This window comes from Streptosporangium sp. NPDC020072 (assembly GCF_040631445.1).
In the GTDB taxonomy this organism is placed as follows: domain Bacteria; phylum Actinomycetota; class Actinomycetes; order Streptosporangiales; family Streptosporangiaceae; genus Streptosporangium.
The window spans coordinates 38,059-56,352 of record NZ_JBEYAB010000008.1; the positions used below are offsets into that span (position 1 = coordinate 38,059).

17 protein-coding genes are annotated in these 18,294 nt (G+C 71.5%); 8 read left to right on the plus strand and 9 right to left on the minus strand.

From position 1 onward, the window contains the following. The first annotated feature begins 15 nt into the window (after window positions 1–15). Together cseB and ABZ470_RS20250 are read left to right on the plus strand one after the other, a co-directional pair. On the plus strand, window positions 16–723 hold the full coding sequence (gene cseB, locus ABZ470_RS20245) for a two-component system response regulator CseB (RefSeq protein WP_352012145.1): 708 nt from the start codon (window positions 16–18) through the stop codon (window positions 721–723). A 41-nt stretch (window positions 724–764) separates the two neighbouring features. After that, the gene (locus ABZ470_RS20250; RefSeq protein ID WP_352012146.1) at window positions 765–1,985 is read left to right on the plus strand and encodes an ATP-binding protein; all 1,221 of its coding nucleotides are present in this window, start codon (window positions 765–767) and stop codon (window positions 1,983–1,985) included. A 135-nt stretch (window positions 1,986–2,120) separates the two neighbouring features. On the opposite strand, the gene ABZ470_RS20255 is transcribed toward ABZ470_RS20250, so the two are convergent. Continuing rightward, window positions 2,121–2,927: an alpha/beta fold hydrolase gene (locus tag ABZ470_RS20255; RefSeq protein WP_362912850.1), complete on the minus strand. Its 807-nt coding sequence runs from the start codon at window positions 2,925–2,927 to the stop codon at window positions 2,121–2,123. Window positions 2,928–3,005: 78 nt separating this feature from the next. Further along, entirely contained in the window at window positions 3,006–5,681 is a 2,676-nt protein-coding gene (locus ABZ470_RS20260) for an AAA family ATPase (RefSeq protein ID WP_362912852.1), read from the minus strand. A 213-nt stretch (window positions 5,682–5,894) separates the two neighbouring features. On the opposite strand from ABZ470_RS20260, the gene ABZ470_RS20265 reads away from it, so the two are divergent. Together ABZ470_RS20265 and rox are read left to right on the plus strand one after the other, a co-directional pair. Next, window positions 5,895–6,752, plus strand: a complete 858-nt coding sequence (locus ABZ470_RS20265; RefSeq protein WP_362912854.1) for a phosphotransferase — start codon at window positions 5,895–5,897, stop codon at window positions 6,750–6,752. A 451-nt stretch (window positions 6,753–7,203) separates the two neighbouring features. Further along, the gene (gene rox / locus ABZ470_RS20270; protein ID WP_362913388.1) at window positions 7,204–8,628 is read left to right on the plus strand and encodes a rifampin monooxygenase; all 1,425 of its coding nucleotides are present in this window, start codon (window positions 7,204–7,206) and stop codon (window positions 8,626–8,628) included. 36 nt (window positions 8,629–8,664) lie between these two features. Here the strand turns inward: rox and ABZ470_RS20275 are convergent, their stop codons facing one another. Beyond that, complete coding sequence (locus tag ABZ470_RS20275; RefSeq protein ID WP_362912856.1) at window positions 8,665–9,156, minus strand: TetR family transcriptional regulator; 492 nt, start codon at window positions 9,154–9,156, stop codon at window positions 8,665–8,667. Between the two features lie 85 nt (window positions 9,157–9,241). Between ABZ470_RS20275 and ABZ470_RS20280 the strand changes: the two genes are divergently transcribed. Further along, complete coding sequence (locus tag ABZ470_RS20280) at window positions 9,242–10,315, plus strand: FAD-dependent monooxygenase (RefSeq protein WP_362912858.1); 1,074 nt, start codon at window positions 9,242–9,244, stop codon at window positions 10,313–10,315. 26 nt (window positions 10,316–10,341) lie between these two features. Here ABZ470_RS20280 and ABZ470_RS20285 read toward each other — a convergent pair whose 3' ends face one another. Next, window positions 10,342–10,944 (minus strand): TetR family transcriptional regulator, encoded by a 603-nt coding sequence (locus ABZ470_RS20285; RefSeq protein WP_362912860.1) that lies wholly within the window; start codon window positions 10,942–10,944, stop codon window positions 10,342–10,344. A gap of 103 nt (window positions 10,945–11,047) precedes the next feature. Between ABZ470_RS20285 and ABZ470_RS20290 the strand changes: the two genes are divergently transcribed. Both ABZ470_RS20290 and ABZ470_RS20295 read left to right on the plus strand, forming a co-directional pair. After that, entirely contained in the window at window positions 11,048–12,235 is a 1,188-nt protein-coding gene (locus ABZ470_RS20290) for an NAD(P)/FAD-dependent oxidoreductase (RefSeq protein ID WP_362912862.1), read from the plus strand. Beyond that, the gene (locus ABZ470_RS20295) at window positions 12,232–12,882 is read left to right on the plus strand and encodes a DUF3159 domain-containing protein (RefSeq protein ID WP_362912864.1); all 651 of its coding nucleotides are present in this window, start codon (window positions 12,232–12,234) and stop codon (window positions 12,880–12,882) included. The genes ABZ470_RS20290 and ABZ470_RS20295 overlap by 4 nt, the downstream gene beginning before the upstream one ends. An 88-nt stretch (window positions 12,883–12,970) precedes the next feature. Here ABZ470_RS20295 and ABZ470_RS20300 read toward each other — a convergent pair whose 3' ends face one another. Next, window positions 12,971–13,624 (minus strand): TetR/AcrR family transcriptional regulator, encoded by a 654-nt coding sequence (locus tag ABZ470_RS20300; RefSeq protein ID WP_362785251.1) that lies wholly within the window; start codon window positions 13,622–13,624, stop codon window positions 12,971–12,973. A 108-nt stretch (window positions 13,625–13,732) separates the two neighbouring features. Here ABZ470_RS20300 and ABZ470_RS20305 point away from each other — a divergent pair, with 108 nt between their 5' ends. Next, the gene (locus ABZ470_RS20305; protein WP_362912866.1) at window positions 13,733–14,695 is read left to right on the plus strand and encodes an alpha/beta hydrolase; all 963 of its coding nucleotides are present in this window, start codon (window positions 13,733–13,735) and stop codon (window positions 14,693–14,695) included. 22 nt (window positions 14,696–14,717) lie between these two features. Here ABZ470_RS20305 and ABZ470_RS20310 read toward each other — a convergent pair whose 3' ends face one another. The 4 genes from ABZ470_RS20310 to ABZ470_RS20325 all read right to left on the minus strand — a co-directional run bounded on the left by ABZ470_RS20310 (window position 14,718) and on the right by ABZ470_RS20325 (window position 17,944). Then, complete coding sequence (locus ABZ470_RS20310) at window positions 14,718–15,071, minus strand: FAD-dependent oxidoreductase (protein ID WP_362912868.1); 354 nt, start codon at window positions 15,069–15,071, stop codon at window positions 14,718–14,720. A gap of 93 nt (window positions 15,072–15,164) precedes the next feature. Continuing rightward, on the minus strand, window positions 15,165–15,437 hold the full coding sequence (locus tag ABZ470_RS20315; protein WP_362912870.1) for a helix-turn-helix domain-containing protein: 273 nt from the start codon (window positions 15,435–15,437) through the stop codon (window positions 15,165–15,167). A 75-nt stretch (window positions 15,438–15,512) separates the two neighbouring features. Beyond that, on the minus strand, window positions 15,513–16,799 hold the full coding sequence (locus ABZ470_RS20320) for a ferric iron reductase (protein ID WP_352012160.1): 1,287 nt from the start codon (window positions 16,797–16,799) through the stop codon (window positions 15,513–15,515). Further along, window positions 16,796–17,944, minus strand: coding sequence for an alanine racemase (locus tag ABZ470_RS20325; protein WP_362912872.1), 1,149 nt, complete (start codon window positions 17,942–17,944; stop codon window positions 16,796–16,798). Before ABZ470_RS20325 ends, ABZ470_RS20320 begins: the two co-directional genes overlap by 4 nt. Window positions 17,945–18,294 lie beyond the last annotated feature (350 nt).

An 18,294-nucleotide genomic window follows, 5' to 3' on the forward strand; every position in this document is an offset into this window, starting at 1 on the left:
GAGGGCAGGATTTCCATGGACGCCGCCGAGACCCCGCATGTGCTGTTCGTCGAGGACGACGAGGTGATCCGGGAGGTGACCCAGCTGACCTTGGAACGCGACGGTTTCACGGTCACCACCGCCGCCGACGGGCCGGCCGGGCTGGAGGCCTTTCGCGCCCGCACTCCCGATGTCGCGCTGCTGGATGTGATGCTGCCCGGGATGAACGGGGTGAGCCTGTGCCGGCGCATCCGCGCCGAGAGCCTCGTCCCGGTGATCATGCTGTCGGCCCGGGACGACGCCGTCGACGTGGTCGTCGGTCTGGAGGCCGGAGCCGACGACTACGTGACCAAGCCCTTCGACGGCTCGGTGCTGCTGGCCCGCATTCGCGCGGTGCTGCGCCGCAGCGGGCGCAACGGCGCGGCCGGTGCGGACACCGGGCAGCGTGCCCGTCAGCTGCGCTTCGGTGATGTCGACATCGACGTCGACGGCGTACGGGTGCTGCGCGGCGGCAGGCCGGTGGCGCTCACCCCGACCGAGATGCGGCTGCTGCTGCGTTTCGCCGAGTCCCCCGGCACGGTGCTCAGCAGGGACGTGCTGCTGGAGAGCGTCTGGGACTACGCCTACGGCGGCGATTCGCGCCTGGCCGACATCCATGTGCAGCGCCTGCGCAACAAGATCGGCGCCGACCGCATCGAGACCGTGCGCGGGTTCGGCTACAAACTGCGCGCGGAGAACGAGTGAGGTCCTGGCCGAGATCTCGGCGTACGGCGGGAGCGCGGCGGATGAGCCTGCGCTGGAAGATCAGCGCCGCCGTCGCCGTGGTCAGCGTCCTGGTCGCGGTGGCGCTGAGCCTCAGCGTCCATCTCGCCTACGCCCGCAGGCAGGCCGACGACGCCCACCGCCTGCAGGCCGAACGCATCCGCCTGCTGCTGCGCGAGTACCACCGAGGTGGCCAGACGGTCTTCGGCAGCCGGCTGGACGACCCGGCCGTGCCGGCGGACCTGCGCGCGGCGGCGCGGGACGGGGCCGTCGCCACCGCGCTGCGCCGGACCCGCGAGGGCACCTTCGTCTGGGCGGCGGCCGGGACCGGCGGTCACGTCCTGTCACTGCGCTCGGACTACGGCCCCAGCCTTGCGGACCTGGCCGCGCTGGACCGGGTCCTGGTCCTGGGCTCGGCCGGGGCCGGTGTCGGCGGCACCCTGGCCGGGATCGCCGTCGGCGCGCGCCTGTCACGCCGGCTGCGGCGGGCCGCGGCCGCCGCCCGCCACGTCAGCGCGGGCGATCCCACCGTCCGGGTCGGCGCGGAGATCGGCGGCCGCTCCCATGACGAGGCCGCCGAACTCGCCCACGCCGTCGACGCCATGGCCGAGGCCCTGCAGGGCCGTCTGGAGGCCGAACGCCGGGTCACCGCCGACATCGCCCACGAGTTGCGCACCCCGCTCACCGGCCTGACCACCGCCGCCGAGCTCCTGCCGCCGGGACGGATGACCGACATCGTCCAGGACCGGGTCAAGGCGCTGCGCGCCCTCACCGAGGACGTGCTGGAGGTGGCCCGCCTGGACACCGCCACCGAACGCCCCGCCCTGTCCGACGTCGCCCTTGGCGATTTCGTCACGCGCCGGGCGACCGCCTTCGTCCCCGACGCGCAGGTGCGCGTCCGCACCGGCACCGTGGTCGCCACCGACCCGCGCCGCCTGGAGCGCATCCTGGCGAACCTGCTCACCAACGCCACCCGGTACGGCCGGCCGCCGATCACCGTGGTCGTGGACGGCCTCCGCGTCACCGTCCATGACCACGGTCCCGGCTTCCCCGACCATCTGCTGCGCGACGGGCCGATGCGTTTCCGCAAAGGCGGCGACCCGGCCGCCGCGGGCCACGGGCTGGGTCTGACCATCGCCGCGGGCCAGGCCGCCGTGCTGGGTGCCCGTCTCACCTTCACCAACCCTCCCGAAGGCGGCGCGCTGGCCACGCTCGACCTGCCCGTGGCCTCCGACGTTCCATGACGCGGCCTGCTCAAGGCGGTTTCAAACAGGTCGACACGGCACGCGGCGGGCATCCGCCCCATGAACACCGTGTGAGGGGCGGCCCCTGACCGACCTCCGCGCCTTCGCCGGACGCGGTTTCCGCCTGAGCCGCGCTCACCGCCCGGCCGTGTGTGCGAGGACGGCGGCGGCCAGCTCCTCGTGCACCTCCGGCGGCAGCGTGTGCCCCATGCCCTCGATGATCATCAGCCGCGCCCCGGGGACGCGTTCGGCGATGATCGCGCTGTGGCCCGGCTTGGCCGGCTCGCAGCTGCCCTCGATGACCAGGGTGGGCGCCTCCACCCGGTGCAGCACGCCCTCCGGCTCGAAGTCCGGCTTGGCCATGGCGGCCAGCCGGTGGTTGGCCACGGCCGACAGGTCGCGGGCACGGTCGTAGATCCGCTCCTGCAGCCGGCGCGCCGCGTCCTCGTCGAACGGCAGCTCGTCGCCGTGCAGCAGGCGCTGTTCGGCGATCATGCCGTCGATCGTCGCGCGCCTGCCCTCCGGCGGCGGGCCGGCGATCAGCGCGCGGTAGAAGTCCACGAACGCCGGCGTCGGCTCCGGCAGGCTGCCCTCGGGCTGCGGCTGTCCCATCAGGGCCCGCATGATCACCTCGCCCTCCCTGCCGCCGAGCGGCGAGGAGCCGATGACGGTCAGCGAACGCACCCGCTCCGGGCGTTCCACGGCGACGTACTGGCCGAGCAGGCCGCCCGCCGAGTGACACACCAGGTGGGCGCTGTCCAGCCCGTGGGCGTCCATCACGCGGTAGACATCGTCCTTGATGTCGTTCCACGTGTACGGGTGGGCCGCGAAGTCGACGGTGCCCGACATGCCGGTGTCCCGGTGGTCGTACCGGATCACTCGGCGGCCTCCTGCGGTCAGCCGGCCGACGAACTCGTCCGGCCACAGGATGGCCTGCGACATCGAACCCATGATCAATAGGATCGGCGCATCCGTCTCGGCGCCGAACTCTTCACTCCAGATGGTGACGTTTTGCATGCCTCAAAGCATGCCGTCGCCGGCTACGGGCGCCTTCTGTAGAACTACTAGCCGCGCCAGATCCGTACGGGAGCCGATGCCCAGTTTGGGATAGATCTTGTACAGGTGGTACTCGACCGTACGCGGACTCAGGAACAGCTGGGCGGCGATCTGCTTGCTCGACAGACCGTCGGCGACCAGGCCCGCGATGCGCAGCTCCTGTGGGGTCAGCGCGTCCAGCAGAGACGCGGGGGCCGCGTGCGACTCACCCGCCGCGCGCAGTTCCTCCTGCGCGCGCCGCGCCCACGGCCTGGCCCCCGCCCGCTCGAACGTCTCCCATGCCGTACGCAGGTGCGCCCGCGCCTCACCCGGCCGTTGCGCGCGGCGTAGCCGTTCGCCGAGCAGCAGGGACGTCCTCGCCGCCTCGAAGGGGTTGGTGTGCAGCTTCAGCGCTTCGAGGAAGGCCTTCTCGGAGGAGCAGGCGAGGCCGCGGCAGCGGGCCAGCAGCGCGCGTGACTCGGGCGTCGCCGCGTTCGCCGACCATCGTTCGTACGCCTCCAGCGCCGCCCGCGCGCCCGCCTCGTCACCCGCGCCCACGGCCGCCTCCACCCGGTCGGGGGTCGTGCGCCACACCACGGTCGGGTGCCCGCCGCCCGGCCCCGCCGACGCGATGGCCGTGAAACGGTCGTGCGCGGAGGCGTACCGGCCGAGGCACAGGTCGAGCAGCGCCCGTGCGTACGCGGCCACCCCGATCCGCAGCCCCACCCGGTGCGGGACGGCGATCGCCAGCGCCTCCCGCGCCTGCCGCTCGCAGGCCTCCTCCTCGCCGCGCAGCGCGGCCAGCACCGCCAGGTTGGCGAGATGGGCGGCCACCGTGTTGGCGTATCCGGCCTCCCGGGCCAGCTCCAGGCCCTCCTCCGAGACGGCCTGGCTGCGCGCGAGCTGCCCGGCGATGCGCTCGGCGGTCGCCACGAACTCCAGCACCACCGGCAGCTGCCCGGCCATCCCCGACACTCTGGCCACCCGCCCCGCGCGGCCCGCCAGCTCGTTGGCCAGATCCGGCTCGCCCAGGTAACTGGCCGCGGCCGACGCCCACAGCCATCCCGCCGCGTCCTCCAGCTCGCCCGTCCTGGCCAGCGCCCGCCGCAGCAAGACCGGTCCGGAGGCGTCACCGTCCACGGTCAGGCCGATCCCGGCCACGACGTCCCGCAGGAACCCCTCCGGGTGCGCCGCCGCCCGCCTGCCGAGCTCGACGACCGCGCCCATGTCGCCGACGTACGAGGCCGCCTCCGAGGCGTCGGCCAGCATGCCCAGGCCGTCGCCCACCGCGAGGATCCGTACGGCTTCGGCGGCGTTGCCCGAGTTGAGCTCGAACCTGCCCCTGAGCCGGGCGATCTCCATGGCCAGGGTGGCGTCGGCACCCGCGCGTTCGCGGGCCTCGGCCAGCAGGGACTCCGCCTGTCCCGGACGGCCGCCGAGCCAGGCCGCGACGGCGGCGTCCTTCAGCCGTACGGCTCGGGTGTGCGGTCCGGGCGTCAGCTCGGCGGCCTTGGCCAGGGCGGTCGCGGCGGCGGCGTACCCGCCCCGGTCGCGTGCCCGTTCGGCGGCCTGTTCCAGTTCGGCGGCGACCCTCTCGTCCTGGCCCAGCGCGGCCCTCGCCAGATGCCAGGCCCGCCGGTCGCCCGTGGCCGACTCCGCGAGGACGGCATGCACCCGCCGCACGTCAGCTCCTTGGGCTGCCTCGTGGACCGCCGAGCGTATGAGCGGATGCCTGAACCGCACCCCGTCGCCCGCCGTCTCGACCAGCCCCGCCGTCTCCAGCTCGCCCAACGCGACCCGCCCGGGTTCGGAGCCGGGCCGGGGGAGCAGGCCGGCGGCGGCGCGCAGGACGAGGGACAGGTCGGTCTCGACGGCGGCGACCAGCGCGACCAGCCGGGCATCGGGGGACAGACCGGCCACGAGGTCGCCGAACAGCCGGGAGCCGCCCGGCAACGGATCGGGCAGTGGCTCACGGCCGGTGAGCTGCGCGGGCGTCAACCGGGCGGCGATCTCGCCCAACGCGAGCGGGTTGGCGCCGGTCAGCGTGACGAGTTCGCGCCTCACCGGCGCGGGCATCTCCCCGTGACGCGTCTCCAGCAACTCGTCCGCGGCCGCCTCCGGCAACCCTCGTACGTCCACCGCCACCGTCACCCCCTTGACCGGCGCGTCACCGCGTACGGCGAGCAGCATGGCGACGCGTTCGGTCCCGAGCCGCCGGGCGGCGAACAGCAGCGCGTCGGCCGAGGCGCGGTCGACCCACTGGAAGTCGTCGACCACGCAGATGAGCCCGTCCGGCGCGGCGGCCTCGGCCAGCAGAGACAGCACTCCGGCCCCCACCAGGAACCGGTCACCCGCGCCCCCCGCCGCCATGCCCAGCGCGGCGCGCACGGCGTCGCGCTGCGGCTCGGGCAACGCGTCGAGCGACCCGGTCACCGGCCACAGCACCTGGTGCAACGCCGCGAACGCCAAATCGGACTCCGACTCGACGCCCGTGGTGCGCAACACCCGCATCGACCCGCCCCGCGCCGCCGCCGCGTCGAGCAGCGCGGTCTTCCCCGTCCCCGCCTCCCCCCGCAACACCACGGCGCCGCCGCGTCCCTCACGCGCCCCCGCGATCACCTCGTCAAGCGCACCGATCTCCACCGATCTCCCAAAAAGCACATCCCCACCCTAGGAGCCCTCCCGGAGAGGTCGATCGCGTCCGTTGGGCGCTCTGAGGCGGCAAAGCTGTGAGCGAGCGACCGCCGTCGGCCCCGTTGGGTCGGCTTGGGGGCCTTCCAGTGACTTCCCAGCCCTGCGGACAGCGGGCTGCCTGACCTGGTCCGCTTCGGTGGGTCGCGTTTCGAACGCGGCATCGGTCGTCGGCGAGGAAAGATGGGCGTGGTGAGCGACCAGGTGTCCGGCGAGCTGCTGGAGATAGCCGAGGCCCTTCTCCCCGGAACCTCGCTGAAGGCGGCGCGGTTCTTTCGCGGCGGGGTCCACGACGTCGTCCTGCTTCCGGGGGTCGCGGCGGTGCGGGTCAGCAGGCTGCCGTCCGGGGCACAGGCCCTGCCACGGCGGACCGAGGCGCTGCGGGCGATCGCGGCGGCCGGTCTGCCGTTCGCGGTGCCCGAGCCGCTGACGCAGGTGACGATGTTCGGAGCTCGCGCCGCGGTCGCCGTCTCCTGGATCGACGGTTCCGGACTGCCTGATGGAGTGGGCGATCCGGTGAGGATCGGCGAGCTTCTCCGGGCTCTACGGGAGTTCGCCGTCACCCCGCGGCTGCGCGCCGTACTGGGTGCGCCGCGCACCTTCACCGGCGGCCATCACTGGGCCGACATCCTGGCCGAAGAGGTCATCCCGCGCCTGCCCGGCAGGTGGCGCGAGGAAGGCCGGCGGCGCCTGGAGGACGCCCTGGCCCTGGAGGAGGTCCCAGACTGTCTTGTCCACGGCGATCTCGGCGCGGACAACGTCCACTGGAGCGGCGACGGCACGCTGATCGGAGTTCTGGACTGGGATCGGGCTCATCTGTTCGACCCGGCGGTCGACGCCGCCACCATGGGATGGCTGCATGGCTGGGACAATCTTCGCAAGGCCATCGACGGCGCCACCTACCGGCGTGCCCGGGTCTGGGACCGGACGTTCGGGGTGACCCATCTTGTCGCGGCGCTGGACGGCAGGGCGCCGGCGAACGCCGACAGCTACGCGCGGCACATCGTCGCATGGTTGGAGGCAGATGCCTCGAACGGGTGAACTCCCCGACGGGGCGGCCGGGCCCACGAAGGGTGTACGAGTTCTCGCCGATGACAGGCATGCGCCGGGAAACGGTGATGGCCATCGCGTGACCTTCGGGTGGCGAAGACCGAGTTAGGAGGGTCGGCCGGACCGCTGTACGGCCTGGTTCAGCGCCGTGATCACGTGGCGGAAAAAGGAGTGGGCGGGATCGCATCGGACTGGTAGCTTGCAGCTGACCGTGACACCGCCGAGGAGGTGAGACCCATGAACGCTGTATCGATGTGGGTGCTCCCCCTTCCCGTCACGGCCGGGCGATTGACGTAGGTGTCGCCGGGAGCGCCTCGCCAAAAAGGCACTCCCGGAAGGCAACACCATGGACTTTTCGCAGGTCACCGCTGGGCTGTCGTCGAACGACACAGTCGAGCGCGACTTCACCCCGGCAGCCCCGGGCGCCGATCACGCGCCTCTCGTGTTCGACGTGATCATCGCCGGGTGCGGGCCGACCGGCGCGACGCTGGCCGCGGAACTGCGGCTGCACGATGTGCGGGTGCTCGTCCTTGAGAAGGAGACCGAGCCCAAGTCGTTCGTCCGCATAGTCGGTCTGCACGCCCGCAGTCTTGAGCTGATGGCGATGCGCGGACTGCTGGACCGCGTCCTCGAACACGGAAGGCGGCGTCCGGCCGGTGGTTTCTTCGCCGCCATCCCCAAACCCGCGCCCGAGAACCTGGACTCCGCGCACGCCTATCTGCTGGGCATCCCGCAGCCGGTCATCGAACGTCTCCTCGAAGAACACGCCATCGAGCTGGGCGCTCAGGTCCGGCGTGGCTGGACGGTGACCGGTTTCGAGCAGGACGACGAGGGCGTGACCGTCGAGCTGGCCGACGGGCGACGGCTGCGTTCGCGCTATCTCGTCGGCTGTGACGGCGGGCGCAGTACGGTGCGCAAACTGCTCGGCGTCGGCTTCCCCGGCGAGCCCTCGCGGGCCGAGACGTTGATGGGCGAGATGGAAGTGGGTACGCCGCAGGAGGAGATCGCCGCCAGGACGGCCGAGGTCCGCGAGAGCCATCAGCGATTCTGGCTGCGGCCCTTCGGGGGAGGGGTCTACAGCGTTCTGGTCCCCGCCGAGGGAGTCGGTGACCGCGCGGAACCGCCCACCCTCGAAGATTTCAAACAGCGGTTGCGCGCCGTCGCCGGAACGGACTTCGGCGTGCACTCCCCGCGCTGGTTGTCCCGCTTCGGGGACGCCACCCGGCTGGCCGAGCGTTATCGGGTCGGGCGGGTGCTGCTGGCCGGTGACGCGGCGCACATCCATCCACCCATCGGCGGACAGGGCCTGAACCTTGGCGTCCAGGACGCGTTCAACCTCGGCTGGAAACTGGCCGCGCAGATCCGCGGCTGGGCCCCGGAAACACTGCTGGACACCTACCAGGCCGAACGGCACCCCGTCGCCGAGGACGTGTTGGACAACACCCGCGCGCAGACGGAGCTGCTGTCCACCGAACCGGGCCCGCAGGCCGTGCGCAGGCTGCTCACCGAACTGATGGACTTCGACGAGGTGAACCGCCACCTGATCGAGAAGATCACCGCGATCGGCGTCCGCTACGACTTCGGCGCGGGCCCCGACCTGCTTGGCCGCCACCTGCGTGACATCGAGGTGAAGCAGGGCCGCCTCTACGATCTGCTGCGTCACGGCCGCGGCCTGCTGCTGGACCGCACCGAACGCCTGACCGCGGGCGGCTGGTCGGACCGGGTCGACCACCTCGCGGATCCCACCGCGGCGCTCGATGTTCCGTGCGTTCTGCTACGTCCCGACGGCCACGTCGCCTGGGTCGGCGACGACCAGCGGGATCTGGACGACCACCTCTCCCGCTGGTTCGGCAGGCCCGCCGACTGATTTCGTCTGAGCGGTCACCTTCGGGACCGAGCCGGATCAGGTTTCGGTGGTGAGCGACCGGAGTTCGGCGATCACGTCCGCGCCTGAGGGAGCGTGGTCCGGATCAAGCAGCCATTGCATCATCAGACCGGTCAGCAGGGCGAGGGGGACCGAGCCGCCGAGTCCCTCTCGCCCCTCCCGCTGCCCTCTGGCGAGGTGTTCGCGCACCTCCGGTGACCGCTCCGCCTGCACCACGGCCTCAAGCTGCGCCACCCACAACGCCCGGTGGGTGGTGAAGCTGTCGATCAGGGCCTGCCAGTGTCGCTCCGGCTCGTCCGAAGAGGTGCGGTGGGCGAGTTCGTCGCTGAGTTCGTCGACCGCCTCCACCAGGGCCTGGGTGAGCAGCGCGTCCTTGGAGCCGAAGTGGTAGCCGATGGCGGCATGACTCACTCCGGCGGCTGAGGCGATGTCCCGGACGGTCGTGTGAGCCCAGCCGCGTTCGATCAGGCACCGCTTGGCCCCGGCCAGCAGATCCTCTCGGTTTCCCATGCGGTGCAGCATAGCCGATGATTTGACCGTTCGGTCTATCCAAATGGATTGACCAAGTGGACAAATCGGCTTACCGTCATGCCCCATGACCAAGACGAAAGTTCTGATCTCCGGTGCGAGTGTTGCCGGGCCCGCCCTCGCCTTCTTCCTGAACCGCGACGGATACGAGGTGAGCGTGGTCGAGCGCGCCCCCGAGCTTCGTGACAGCGGATACGCGGTGGACTTCCGCGGCGAGGCGTTCGACGTGTTGGAGGACCTGGGCGTCCTCGCCGAGATGCGTGGGCACGACACGAAGATGCGCGGCACCACCTTGCTGGACGACAAGGGTGTGGAGACCGGACGGCTGCCCGCCGAGGCGTTCGCCGGTGAACTGGAGGTGCCGAAGCAGGAACTGACCCGGATCCTTCACCGCATCACCGCCGACGACGTGACCTACGTGTTCGACGACTCGATCAGCGCGCTGACCCAGCACGGGTCGGGCGTCACGGTCGAGTTCGAGCGCGGAGCCGCCCGGGAGTTCGACATGGTGATCGGAGCCGACGGCGTCCACTCCAAGGTGCGGCAACTGGCCTTCGGCCCGCACGCCGGGGCGCTACGCCACCTGGGCCTGTCCGGAGCCGGTTTCAGCACCGCCAACCACCTCGGCCTGGAGCGTGGCGGCCTGCTGCAGCAAGGCCGTGGCGCGGCCCTCTACCTGTTCGGTTCCGGCGTGCCGGACCGCCTTACTGTCAGCTTCTCCTTCGCCACCGCCTCACCCGCACTGGACCGACGCGGCCGAGACGAGCAGGAGAACGCGGTGCGGGCGGCCTTCGCCGGCTTCGGTGGGCAGGCGCCCCGGCTGCTGGAGGCGATGAGCGAAGCCGACGACTTCTACTTCTCCTCGGCCTGCCAGGTCCATCTGGACCGCTGGTCGTGCGGCCGGATCGCCCTGGTCGGCGACGCGGGCTACTGCGCCGCCCCGACCAGCGGCATGGGCACCTCACAGGCGCTGATCGGCGCCCGGGCGCTCGCCGGAAACCTCGCCTTGGCGGCAGGGGACCACACGGCCGCCTTCGCCGCCTACGAGGAAGAGCTACGGCCCTACGTCACCGGGAACCAGGCCGCGGGCCGCCAGGCCGCGACGATGTTCGGCGGTGACGCCGGCCTGACCGGCTCATAGGAGGTGGAGAACATGGTGAGCGGCGTTCACCACGCCGTCTCCTGTCGTCCGGTGAGGCAGTGCTGTACGACCGGACCGAACCGGGCCACCAGCTCATCGGTGGACGCGGAGGCGATCGGCTCGATCCGCATGATGTAACGCGCCACCGCGAGGCCCAGAACCTGGACGTTCACCATCCCCGCCCGTAGCGCGGCGTCCGGTGTGCCGAGCATCGCCACGAGCCGGCCGGTGATCTCCCGGTCGATGAACTCGCGGAGCAGCGCTTCCGACGCCTCATGGGTGGGGGCCGACCGGGTGAGCATCACGAGCGGCGTGCGGTCGGATTTATCCAGGTTCTCCAAGAGCGTCCGGATGATGCGCTCACCGATGCCGTCGAGACCGCCGGCGAACATCGACTCGATGGCCGACGTCAGGTGGGCGGGCATCTCGGTGACCGCGGCGAACAGGCCCTGCTTGGTGCCGAAGAAGTAGAACACCATGGCCGGGTCCACCCCCGCCTCGGCCGCGACCGCGCGCACCGTCGTGCCGCCGTAGCCGTTCTCGCGGAACAGCGTGCGGCCGGCCTCCAGGATCTGCTGCCTGCTCTGCTCACCGGATCGCCAGCGTCCGGGACGACTGTGTTCTGTCATGGCGGGAAGATCCTATCGGACATTTCTTCACCAGTCGATGATGTTTCTTCCCCGACGCGGGGTACGCTGAACTTCATCAACCGATGAAGAAAGGTGGGACGGAATGCGGGTGATCGTTGTCGGTGCCGGACTTGGCGGGTTGACGCTTGCCCACGGGTTACGCCAGGCGGGCGTCGACGTCGTGGTGTACGAGAGGGACGGGCCGCAGGGGCGCCCACAGGGCGTCAGCCTGCATTTCGACGACAGGGGAACCGCCGCGCTACGCGCGTGCCTGCCGCCGCGGCACGTCGCGATGGCGGAGGCGACCATGGGCGGTCCGCGCGAGCGGAGGCTGTTCCTGTCCGACGTGGACGGGGAACTCAAGGTCGTGCGCACCCAGCCGCTCGCCGGTACCGCGGGACCGGTGCGGCCCGGCCGGCAGGCGCACCGGCCGCTGCTACGGGCGGTGTTGCTGACCGGACTGGAGGAAACGGTGCGGTTCGGGGCGCGGTTCACACGGTTCGAGCAGCGGGCCGACGGCACCGTCCGGGTGTGGTTCGCCGATGGCGGCACCGACACGGCGGACGTGCTGGTCGGCGCGGACGGCATCGGTTCCGCGGTCCGGCGCCAGTACCTGCCGCACGTGCGGGTGGCCGATGCGGGAAAGCGCATGGTGATGGGCGCGACACCGCTGCGGGCCGTGGCCGGTACCGGGCTGCCCGAGCTGATCGGCCACAGCGCCACCAGTGCGCGCTCGCACGGCACGATGATGGCGATGGGCGCGTTGCGGTTCACCTGGCCACCGGCCGCCGCGCGGGAGAAGTGGCTGCCCGCCCTGGACCACCGCGCCGTCGCCGAAGCCGAGGACTACGTGATGTGGACGCTGTCCGTCACGCGGGAACGGCTCGGTTCCACCGGCTCACCGGCCGACGCGTGGCACCGGGCCAGGGGACTGGCCGTCGGCATGCACCAGACGTTGCGGCTGGTCGTCGACCAAGCATGGCCGGACCTCACCGTCGCGCTGCGGATCGGGCTAATCCCGCCGACGCCGGCATGGCCGGCCACTCCGGTGACGCTCATCGGCGACGCCATCCACGTGGCACCGGGTTTCGGGGGCAACCTGGCGATGCGGGACGCCCGCCGCCTGCGTGACGAACTGGTCCAGGCCGCCCGGGGAAAGCGGGACCTGCGCGCCGCGATCGGCGCCTACGAGGACGCGACGCGCCGCGACAACCTCTCCGCTCCCGGCGCGGCGGCCGGAACCGGCCCGGGAGCCCGGCAGCGGACCGGCGCCACGGAGCCGAGCGCATGAACCTCACCATGCTGACGCGGAGGTCGCTGTCCTTGTTCGCCGCGGTGGGTGGCTGGCGCACGCTCGCGGAGGCCGTCGCGTCTCGTGCGCTGTTCCTGGTCGCCTATCTGACGAGCGGTCGCGTATCGGCCTCCGCGCTGATCGCGGTCGTCGGCGTGCTCGCCTTCGCGGTGGCCCGGGTGTGGACCGACAGGAAGTACTGGCAGGCAGCCGGTGGGCTGCTCGTGGTGGGGGTCTCCGCGTTGCTTGCGGGGAGCACCGGGCGCGGGGTCGACTTCTACCTTGTGGGCGTGCTGACCAGTGCGGTCGGCGGGGCCGTGTTCCTGGTGTCCGTGCTGGTGCGGTGGCCGGTGGTCGGGCTGGTGCTGGGGGCGGCGCGTGACGATCGGTTCGGCTGGCGGCGGGATCGCGCGAGGCGGCGGCGCTACCAGAGGTGCACGGCGATCTTCCTGGCGAAGTTCGCCCTCGGCACGGCGTTGATGGTGCCTCTGTACCTGGCCGGGCAGGTGGTCGCGCTCGGGATCGCCAGCACGCTGCTGACCACGCCCGCGACGGGCGTCTGCGCCTATCTCAGCTGGCGCATCCTCCGCGCCGAGACGGACCCCGCAGGACCGGGCCCCGCCGTGACGACGCCGAGCCCCGGCTGACGGCCGCATCCGGTCCAACCGGTGCGCCGGCTCTGCGACCGCCGTGTTTCGAACGGAGCGTGGTGACGCGGCACCACCGGGAGGCGTGTCAGGGGATCGCGGCCTCGATCCGGGCGAGGTGGGCGGCGAGGATCTCATCGAACGCGGCCCGGCGGTCGGCTCCGAGGGGGCGGATCTCGCGGGCGAAGTGGGCCAGGGCGGGGAAGCGGTCGGGGTCGGCCCCGAGGACCGCGACGCGGAACTGCTCCATGCCCTGTTCGTACTCGTCCGGGGTGAGGGTGCCGATTCCGGCCTCGGAGACGATCAGTGCGGAGAGGAGGATCACGAGCCGGTGGTAGCGGGAGGGAATCTCCTCATCGGGCAGGCCAGAGGTCCGCAAAGCCTGCAGTGCCTCCTCCATGACCAGCCGGGAACCGGCGCCGCCGGATCCGTAGCGTCCCCAGACCGCGGCGAGCTGGGGGTGCCGGCCGAAGGCCTCTCTCAGGCGCAGGGCTGTCGCGGTGATGCGCTGCCTCCAGTCACCCTCGGGGCGGTAGCCGTCCATCGCGGCCACCAGGATCCGGTCGGCGACCGCGCGCAGAAGCTCGGTCTTGTTGCGGAAGTGCCGGTAGAGGCTGGAGGAGTCGGTCCCGAGCGTCGCGGCGAGCCTGCGAACGCTGAACGACTCGGCGTCGTCCGTGCGCAGCAGTTCCGCCGCCGTGTCCAGGATTTCCTCCGTCGACCAACGCCTTCGGCCTGTCATCTCGCCCCTCTCGTCCGCGCCCGGCCCAGCATATCTTATGCACTTGCCGATGCACGCACCGCGTGCATAATGGAGGCGTCTACTGGCTGGAAGAAGAGAGAAGGCGAGATGAGCGAGACCACTGCCGTCAGACGGCCGCCGGAGCCGGACTTCTCCACGATGACGGTCAAGCAACTGATCGACTACCGCACTGCGGAGAACCGCTGGCGGGCCTCCGGCGCGGCACGGGCGATCCTCGGGGAGCCGGACCCCGGAGCCGCCGTCGGATGGCAGGACATCGCGCTGCCGGGCCGCGACCTTCCGGTTCGGGTGTACCGGCCGGTGTCTCCTGCCGGCGGCGAAACCACCGCCAGGACCGGCCTGCCCCTCGTGGTCCACGTGCACGGAGGCGGTTTTGTGGGCACAGCGGCGCAGTGCGACTGGACCAACAGCCACCTCGCCGCCCGGTTGCCCGCGCTCGTCGTCTCCGTCGAACACCGCCTCGTCGCCCCGGGCAGCCCCCTCGCCAACGCCGCCGACGACGGCTGGGACGTCCTGCGGCACATTGTGGAAAACGCCGCACGGTGGGGCATCGATCCAACGCGTACGGCCGTCGCCGGCGAGAGCTTCGGCGCGCTGGTCAGCGCCCTGACGGCCGTCCGGGCCCGGGACGCGGGCCTGCGGCTCCGGGCGCAGGTGCTGGTCAACCCCGTGGTCGAGGTGACCGAGACGATGTGCGACTACCCCTCCGTGGCTGAGTACGCCTACAGCCCGACCCCTGCCCTGCCGCTCCTGCGGTTCCTGCGACGGCTCGCCGTCCCGCCGGGAACCGACGCCCGCGCGTTCTCACCGCTGTACGCCGATGATCTGAGCGGGCTCGCCCCCGCGCTGCTCGTGGTGCCGACCAAGGACGCGGTCGCCGATCACGGCCGCCGCTACGCCGGGCGACTGCGGGCGGCCGGGACGTCCGTACGGCTCACCGAGTATCCGCAGGCGCGGCACGCCTTCCTCACCCTGCCAGGGGTGGAACCGCAGGCCGAGGTCGCCCAGGCGGAGATCTTCGAGTTCCTCCGCGCGGCTCTGGCGGGGTGACGGGACGGCGACGCGAACCATCTCAGCGGCGTCTGCGGCCCTCCAGGCCCCTGGCGACCAGTGCGGCGTCTTCGCCCACCCAGCCCAGCAGGGAAACGGTGGTGCCGAGCCGGACCGGCAGCTCGAAGTGGGCCGCGTACGCCCGCAGGTAGTCGGCCACCTCGTCCTTGCCCGGATAGCGGTCGGCGCCGGGCATGGGCAGGCCGGGCAGCGCGCTCAGGGAGACGGGGGTGAACAGGCGCAAAGAGTCCCAGCGGCGCCGCCAGGACTCGCCCAGCCGCGGGTGGGCCTCCAGCAGCAGCACGTCATGTCCGGCCATGCGCAGTTCGCGGCCTGCCGCGAGCCCCGCCTGTCCGGCGCCGATCACGAGAATCACGAAACCAAGCCTGGCCGAGAGAGTGGCGGCGGGGCTTGAACGATCCTGCTACCGGGTTCGTCCGTGGTGCTCCGTCCTTCGGGCCGGAGAGCGTCAAGGCACCCATCGCACCCCGGTCGTCAGGGTGGAGGGTGCCTGGCCCATCATCCGGCGGACCACCCTGGTCAGGTGGGCGGAGTCCGCGAACCCCGCCGTGTGCGCGGCCTCGGTGAGCAGGGCGCCGTCCGCCAGCGACGACATCGCCGCCCGTAGCCGCGTCCGCAGCACGTAGGGCCGGAACGGCAGCCCCAGCTCGCCGGTGAACAGGTGGGACAGCCTGCCGCCGGACAGGTGCACGGCGAGGGCGGGGCGGTCGGAGCTCTCCACGCCCCGGACAATACAGTCGATACTGAATCAAGCTAATAGTTTATTCAGTCACGACTGAACAGTAGGTGTGGCCCTTCAAGTGGGCGATCCGGGCCGCCAGCGGGGGCTCGCACCGGTGTCGCGCAGGGACCACTGCCCGTCGGGGTGCAGTTCGTCGTCGTAGTAGAAGACGGTGGAGGGCAGGCCGAGGGTCGGGCCATCGTGCGCGACGAAGGCCTCGCAGGCCGCCTGCCGCAGCCGGTGGGGGTCCACGGCGAAGGTGTCGGTGGCGACCTGGACCAGGCGCTCCAGCGCGTGGTGGGCCATGAAGCTGTCGTAGGCGAGGCTGAAGACGTGCGCCGCGGGGTGCCGTACGTCGCGGGAGATGATGTTGACCGGTGGCAGCGGACGCGTCAGGCCCTGCCGAAGGCGGATGGCCGGGTCGACGTTGATGGCGCAGTCCCGGTAGAAGACGGCCGTGCGCCGCCCGTCGAGGTCGTAGCCGAACAGGGTGTTCTGGCCGTGCATCTCCAGGGCGCATCCGGTGCGCGTGGCGGCGCGGGTCCACAGGGCGACCATGGGTGCCACCACGCGGCGGACCAGCCACTGTGTCGGGTCTTCGCCGCTACGGGAGATGAGCTGCGTCAGCACGGCGGGGTGCCGAGGCTGGAGGATGTCGCGGCCGTACAGGGCGAACAGCGGCACCGTGTACCGCAGGGGCGAGGCGAGGATGTCAGCGGTTGCGGAGTTCCCGCCGGGCGGTCCGACGGCGGTGCCCGTGCGCGGGCCCGCCTCGCGGACGAGGAAGCCCCAGGCGTCGCGCGGCCGGTGTCCCAGGACTCCGCCCGCCACCTCGCAGAGCACGGGGAGCTCGTTGCGGGTCAGTTCCGCGGCCGTCCACAGTTCAAGGGTGATGATCGGTTGCCGCAGGCGGCGGGTGAAGCGTGACAGCCGTTTGGGGTAGTGCAGTTTGACGAAGTGCGGCTCGGTGGACGCGCCGCCGACGCGTTCGACGAACACGGTGCGGGCGTTCGCGGAGGGCACGACGGTCAGCTCGGGGCCGCGTCGCAGGCGACGCAGTGTCCGGCGTTCGGGAAGGTCCGGATAGGCGAGCGTCTCCGGATGGACGGGCAGCAGGAATTCGTCCGCGTCGCCGTACAGGCCGCTCACCTTGCTCGGCAGGTCTCCGGCCAGGAACGTGCCCATCTCGGGCGGCACCCGGAAGGTGGGCACCTGGAAGCGTGGCAGTCCCCGTTGCGGGTGGTAGCGGTCGCCGATGTCCAGGTGCGCCGAGTAGGCGCTGTAGTCACGGGTGCCGCCGCCCAGGTATCGCTCCGCGTACTGCCAGGTCTGCTGCGGGTCTCCGGACTCGTCGATGATCACGATGCGCCTTCCCGGTCGAGGTAGTGAAAGGTGGGTTCGGGATGCATGAGGAACTGGTGGTGGGACAGGTTCCAGGCGTAGGCGCCGGCCAGACCGAAGACGATCAGATCGCCGGGGCTCAGCCCGGTGACGGACACGTCCCGGGCGAAGACGTCCTTGGGGGTGCAGAGCTGGCCGACCAGGGTGATCGTGCCGCTGTAGACGGGTGTCCGGCCGGTGGGGCGGATGACGGTGAACGGCTGGTCGTGCCCTCTGGCGACCGGGGTGCGCAGGTGCTGGGTGCCGCCGCGCAGCACCGCGAAACATTGTCCGTGGCTGGTCTTGATGTCCAGGACATCGGTGACGTACCAGCCTTGGTAGGCGGACAGTGAGCGTCCGGGCTCGATGCGCAGCGGCCCGGGGGAGCGCAGGGCCGCCAGGGCGGCACCGTAGGCCGCCCAGTCGAAACGACTGTCCGGATCGGCGTAGTCGACCAGCATCCCCCCGCCGAGATCGATCTCGGGATGCTCGACGCCCGGCAGGTGCCGGTTCAGCCAGGACGAGGCCCAGGTGACGACGTAGGCGGCCACCTCGGCCATGGCGGGGGCGGGCAGGCCCCACGCCAGGTGGCTGTGGATGCCGCGCACGCGGATCCGGGGAGCCGCGCGCAGGATCGGCAGGCACGCCTCCAGCGTGGGCTCGTCCATGCCGAAGGGTGTGGCGGTCGTGGTCTGCCCGTTCACGGCGGGCGGACGCAGATTGGCCCGCAACAGGATGTCCACCGGCCGCCCTCGGGCGATCCGGGCGATTCTGGTGAGTTCGCCGGGGCTCTCCACGTGCACCCGTTCGACGCCGAGTTCGAGCGCGAGCCTCAGGTCGGCGTCGGTCTTGCCGGGACCGCTGAAGGCGACCCATGCCTGCGGCAGAAGCTTTCGCACGAAGGCCAGCTCACCGCCCGAGGCCACCTCGAACCCGTCAACGAAGGGTGCGAGGGCGCGCAGAACCCGTGCGTCGGGGTTGGCCTTGACGGCGTACAACACCTGAGCGGCGCCGTTCACGGCGCCGATGACCACGCCGGCGTGGCGGCGAAGACCGTCCAGATCGTAGATGTACGCGGGCAGCATGCCGGCTGCCGCGAGTCGCAGAGCCTTCTCCTGCGGGAGCATCGCACCTCCAAGGTCGGGTTTCGCGCATGGCTGTGACACGGCACCTCAGGGCGGGTCACGTCGAGGGGACGTCGTTTTCCGTGACGACCGAAGTCCCCGGTGAGGGGCTCAGCCCATCCCGTTCCGGCAGGCGGGGACGGGCTTGGCGCGGGCAGGCGTACGGGCGAGGCCGCGTTCAGGGCTTCGGCCTTGTGACACCGGGCCGGGGGAGCGGGTCAGGGGGAGAGACGGGGTCGTGGCGGTGACCGGCAGAGCGCGTCGTGAGGGCATGGAACTCCAACCGTGGTCACGCAAGGTGTGAGGATAAATACGAAAGGTAGTTGTTTGTGATCAGAGGTGTACTACCGGCG

Bases quoted from the DNA above. Each gene is read 5' to 3' on its own strand.
- cseB (WP_352012145.1), top strand. From the start codon at position 16: ATGGACGCCGCCGAGACCCCGCATGTGCTGTTCGTCGAGGACGACGAG.
- ABZ470_RS20250 (WP_352012146.1), top strand. From the start codon at position 765: ATGAGCCTGCGCTGGAAGATCAGCGCCGCCGTCGCCGTGGTCAGCGTC.
- ABZ470_RS20255 (WP_362912850.1), bottom strand. From the start codon at position 2,927: ATGTCGCAGGCCATCCTGTGGCCGGACGAGTTCGTCGGCCGGCTGACC.
- ABZ470_RS20265 (WP_362912854.1), top strand. From the start codon at position 5,895: ATGGGCGTGGTGAGCGACCAGGTGTCCGGCGAGCTGCTGGAGATAGCC.
- ABZ470_RS20275 (WP_362912856.1), bottom strand. From the start codon at position 9,156: ATGGGAAACCGAGAGGATCTGCTGGCCGGGGCCAAGCGGTGCCTGATC.
- ABZ470_RS20280 (WP_362912858.1), top strand. From the start codon at position 9,242: ATGACCAAGACGAAAGTTCTGATCTCCGGTGCGAGTGTTGCCGGGCCC.
- ABZ470_RS20285 (WP_362912860.1), bottom strand. From the start codon at position 10,944: ATGACAGAACACAGTCGTCCCGGACGCTGGCGATCCGGTGAGCAGAGC.
- ABZ470_RS20290 (WP_362912862.1), top strand. From the start codon at position 11,048: ATGCGGGTGATCGTTGTCGGTGCCGGACTTGGCGGGTTGACGCTTGCC.
- ABZ470_RS20295 (WP_362912864.1), top strand. From the start codon at position 12,232: ATGAACCTCACCATGCTGACGCGGAGGTCGCTGTCCTTGTTCGCCGCG.
- ABZ470_RS20300 (WP_362785251.1), bottom strand. From the start codon at position 13,624: ATGACAGGCCGAAGGCGTTGGTCGACGGAGGAAATCCTGGACACGGCG.
- ABZ470_RS20305 (WP_362912866.1), top strand. From the start codon at position 13,733: ATGAGCGAGACCACTGCCGTCAGACGGCCGCCGGAGCCGGACTTCTCC.
- ABZ470_RS20325 (WP_362912872.1), bottom strand. From the start codon at position 17,944: ATGCTCCCGCAGGAGAAGGCTCTGCGACTCGCGGCAGCCGGCATGCTG.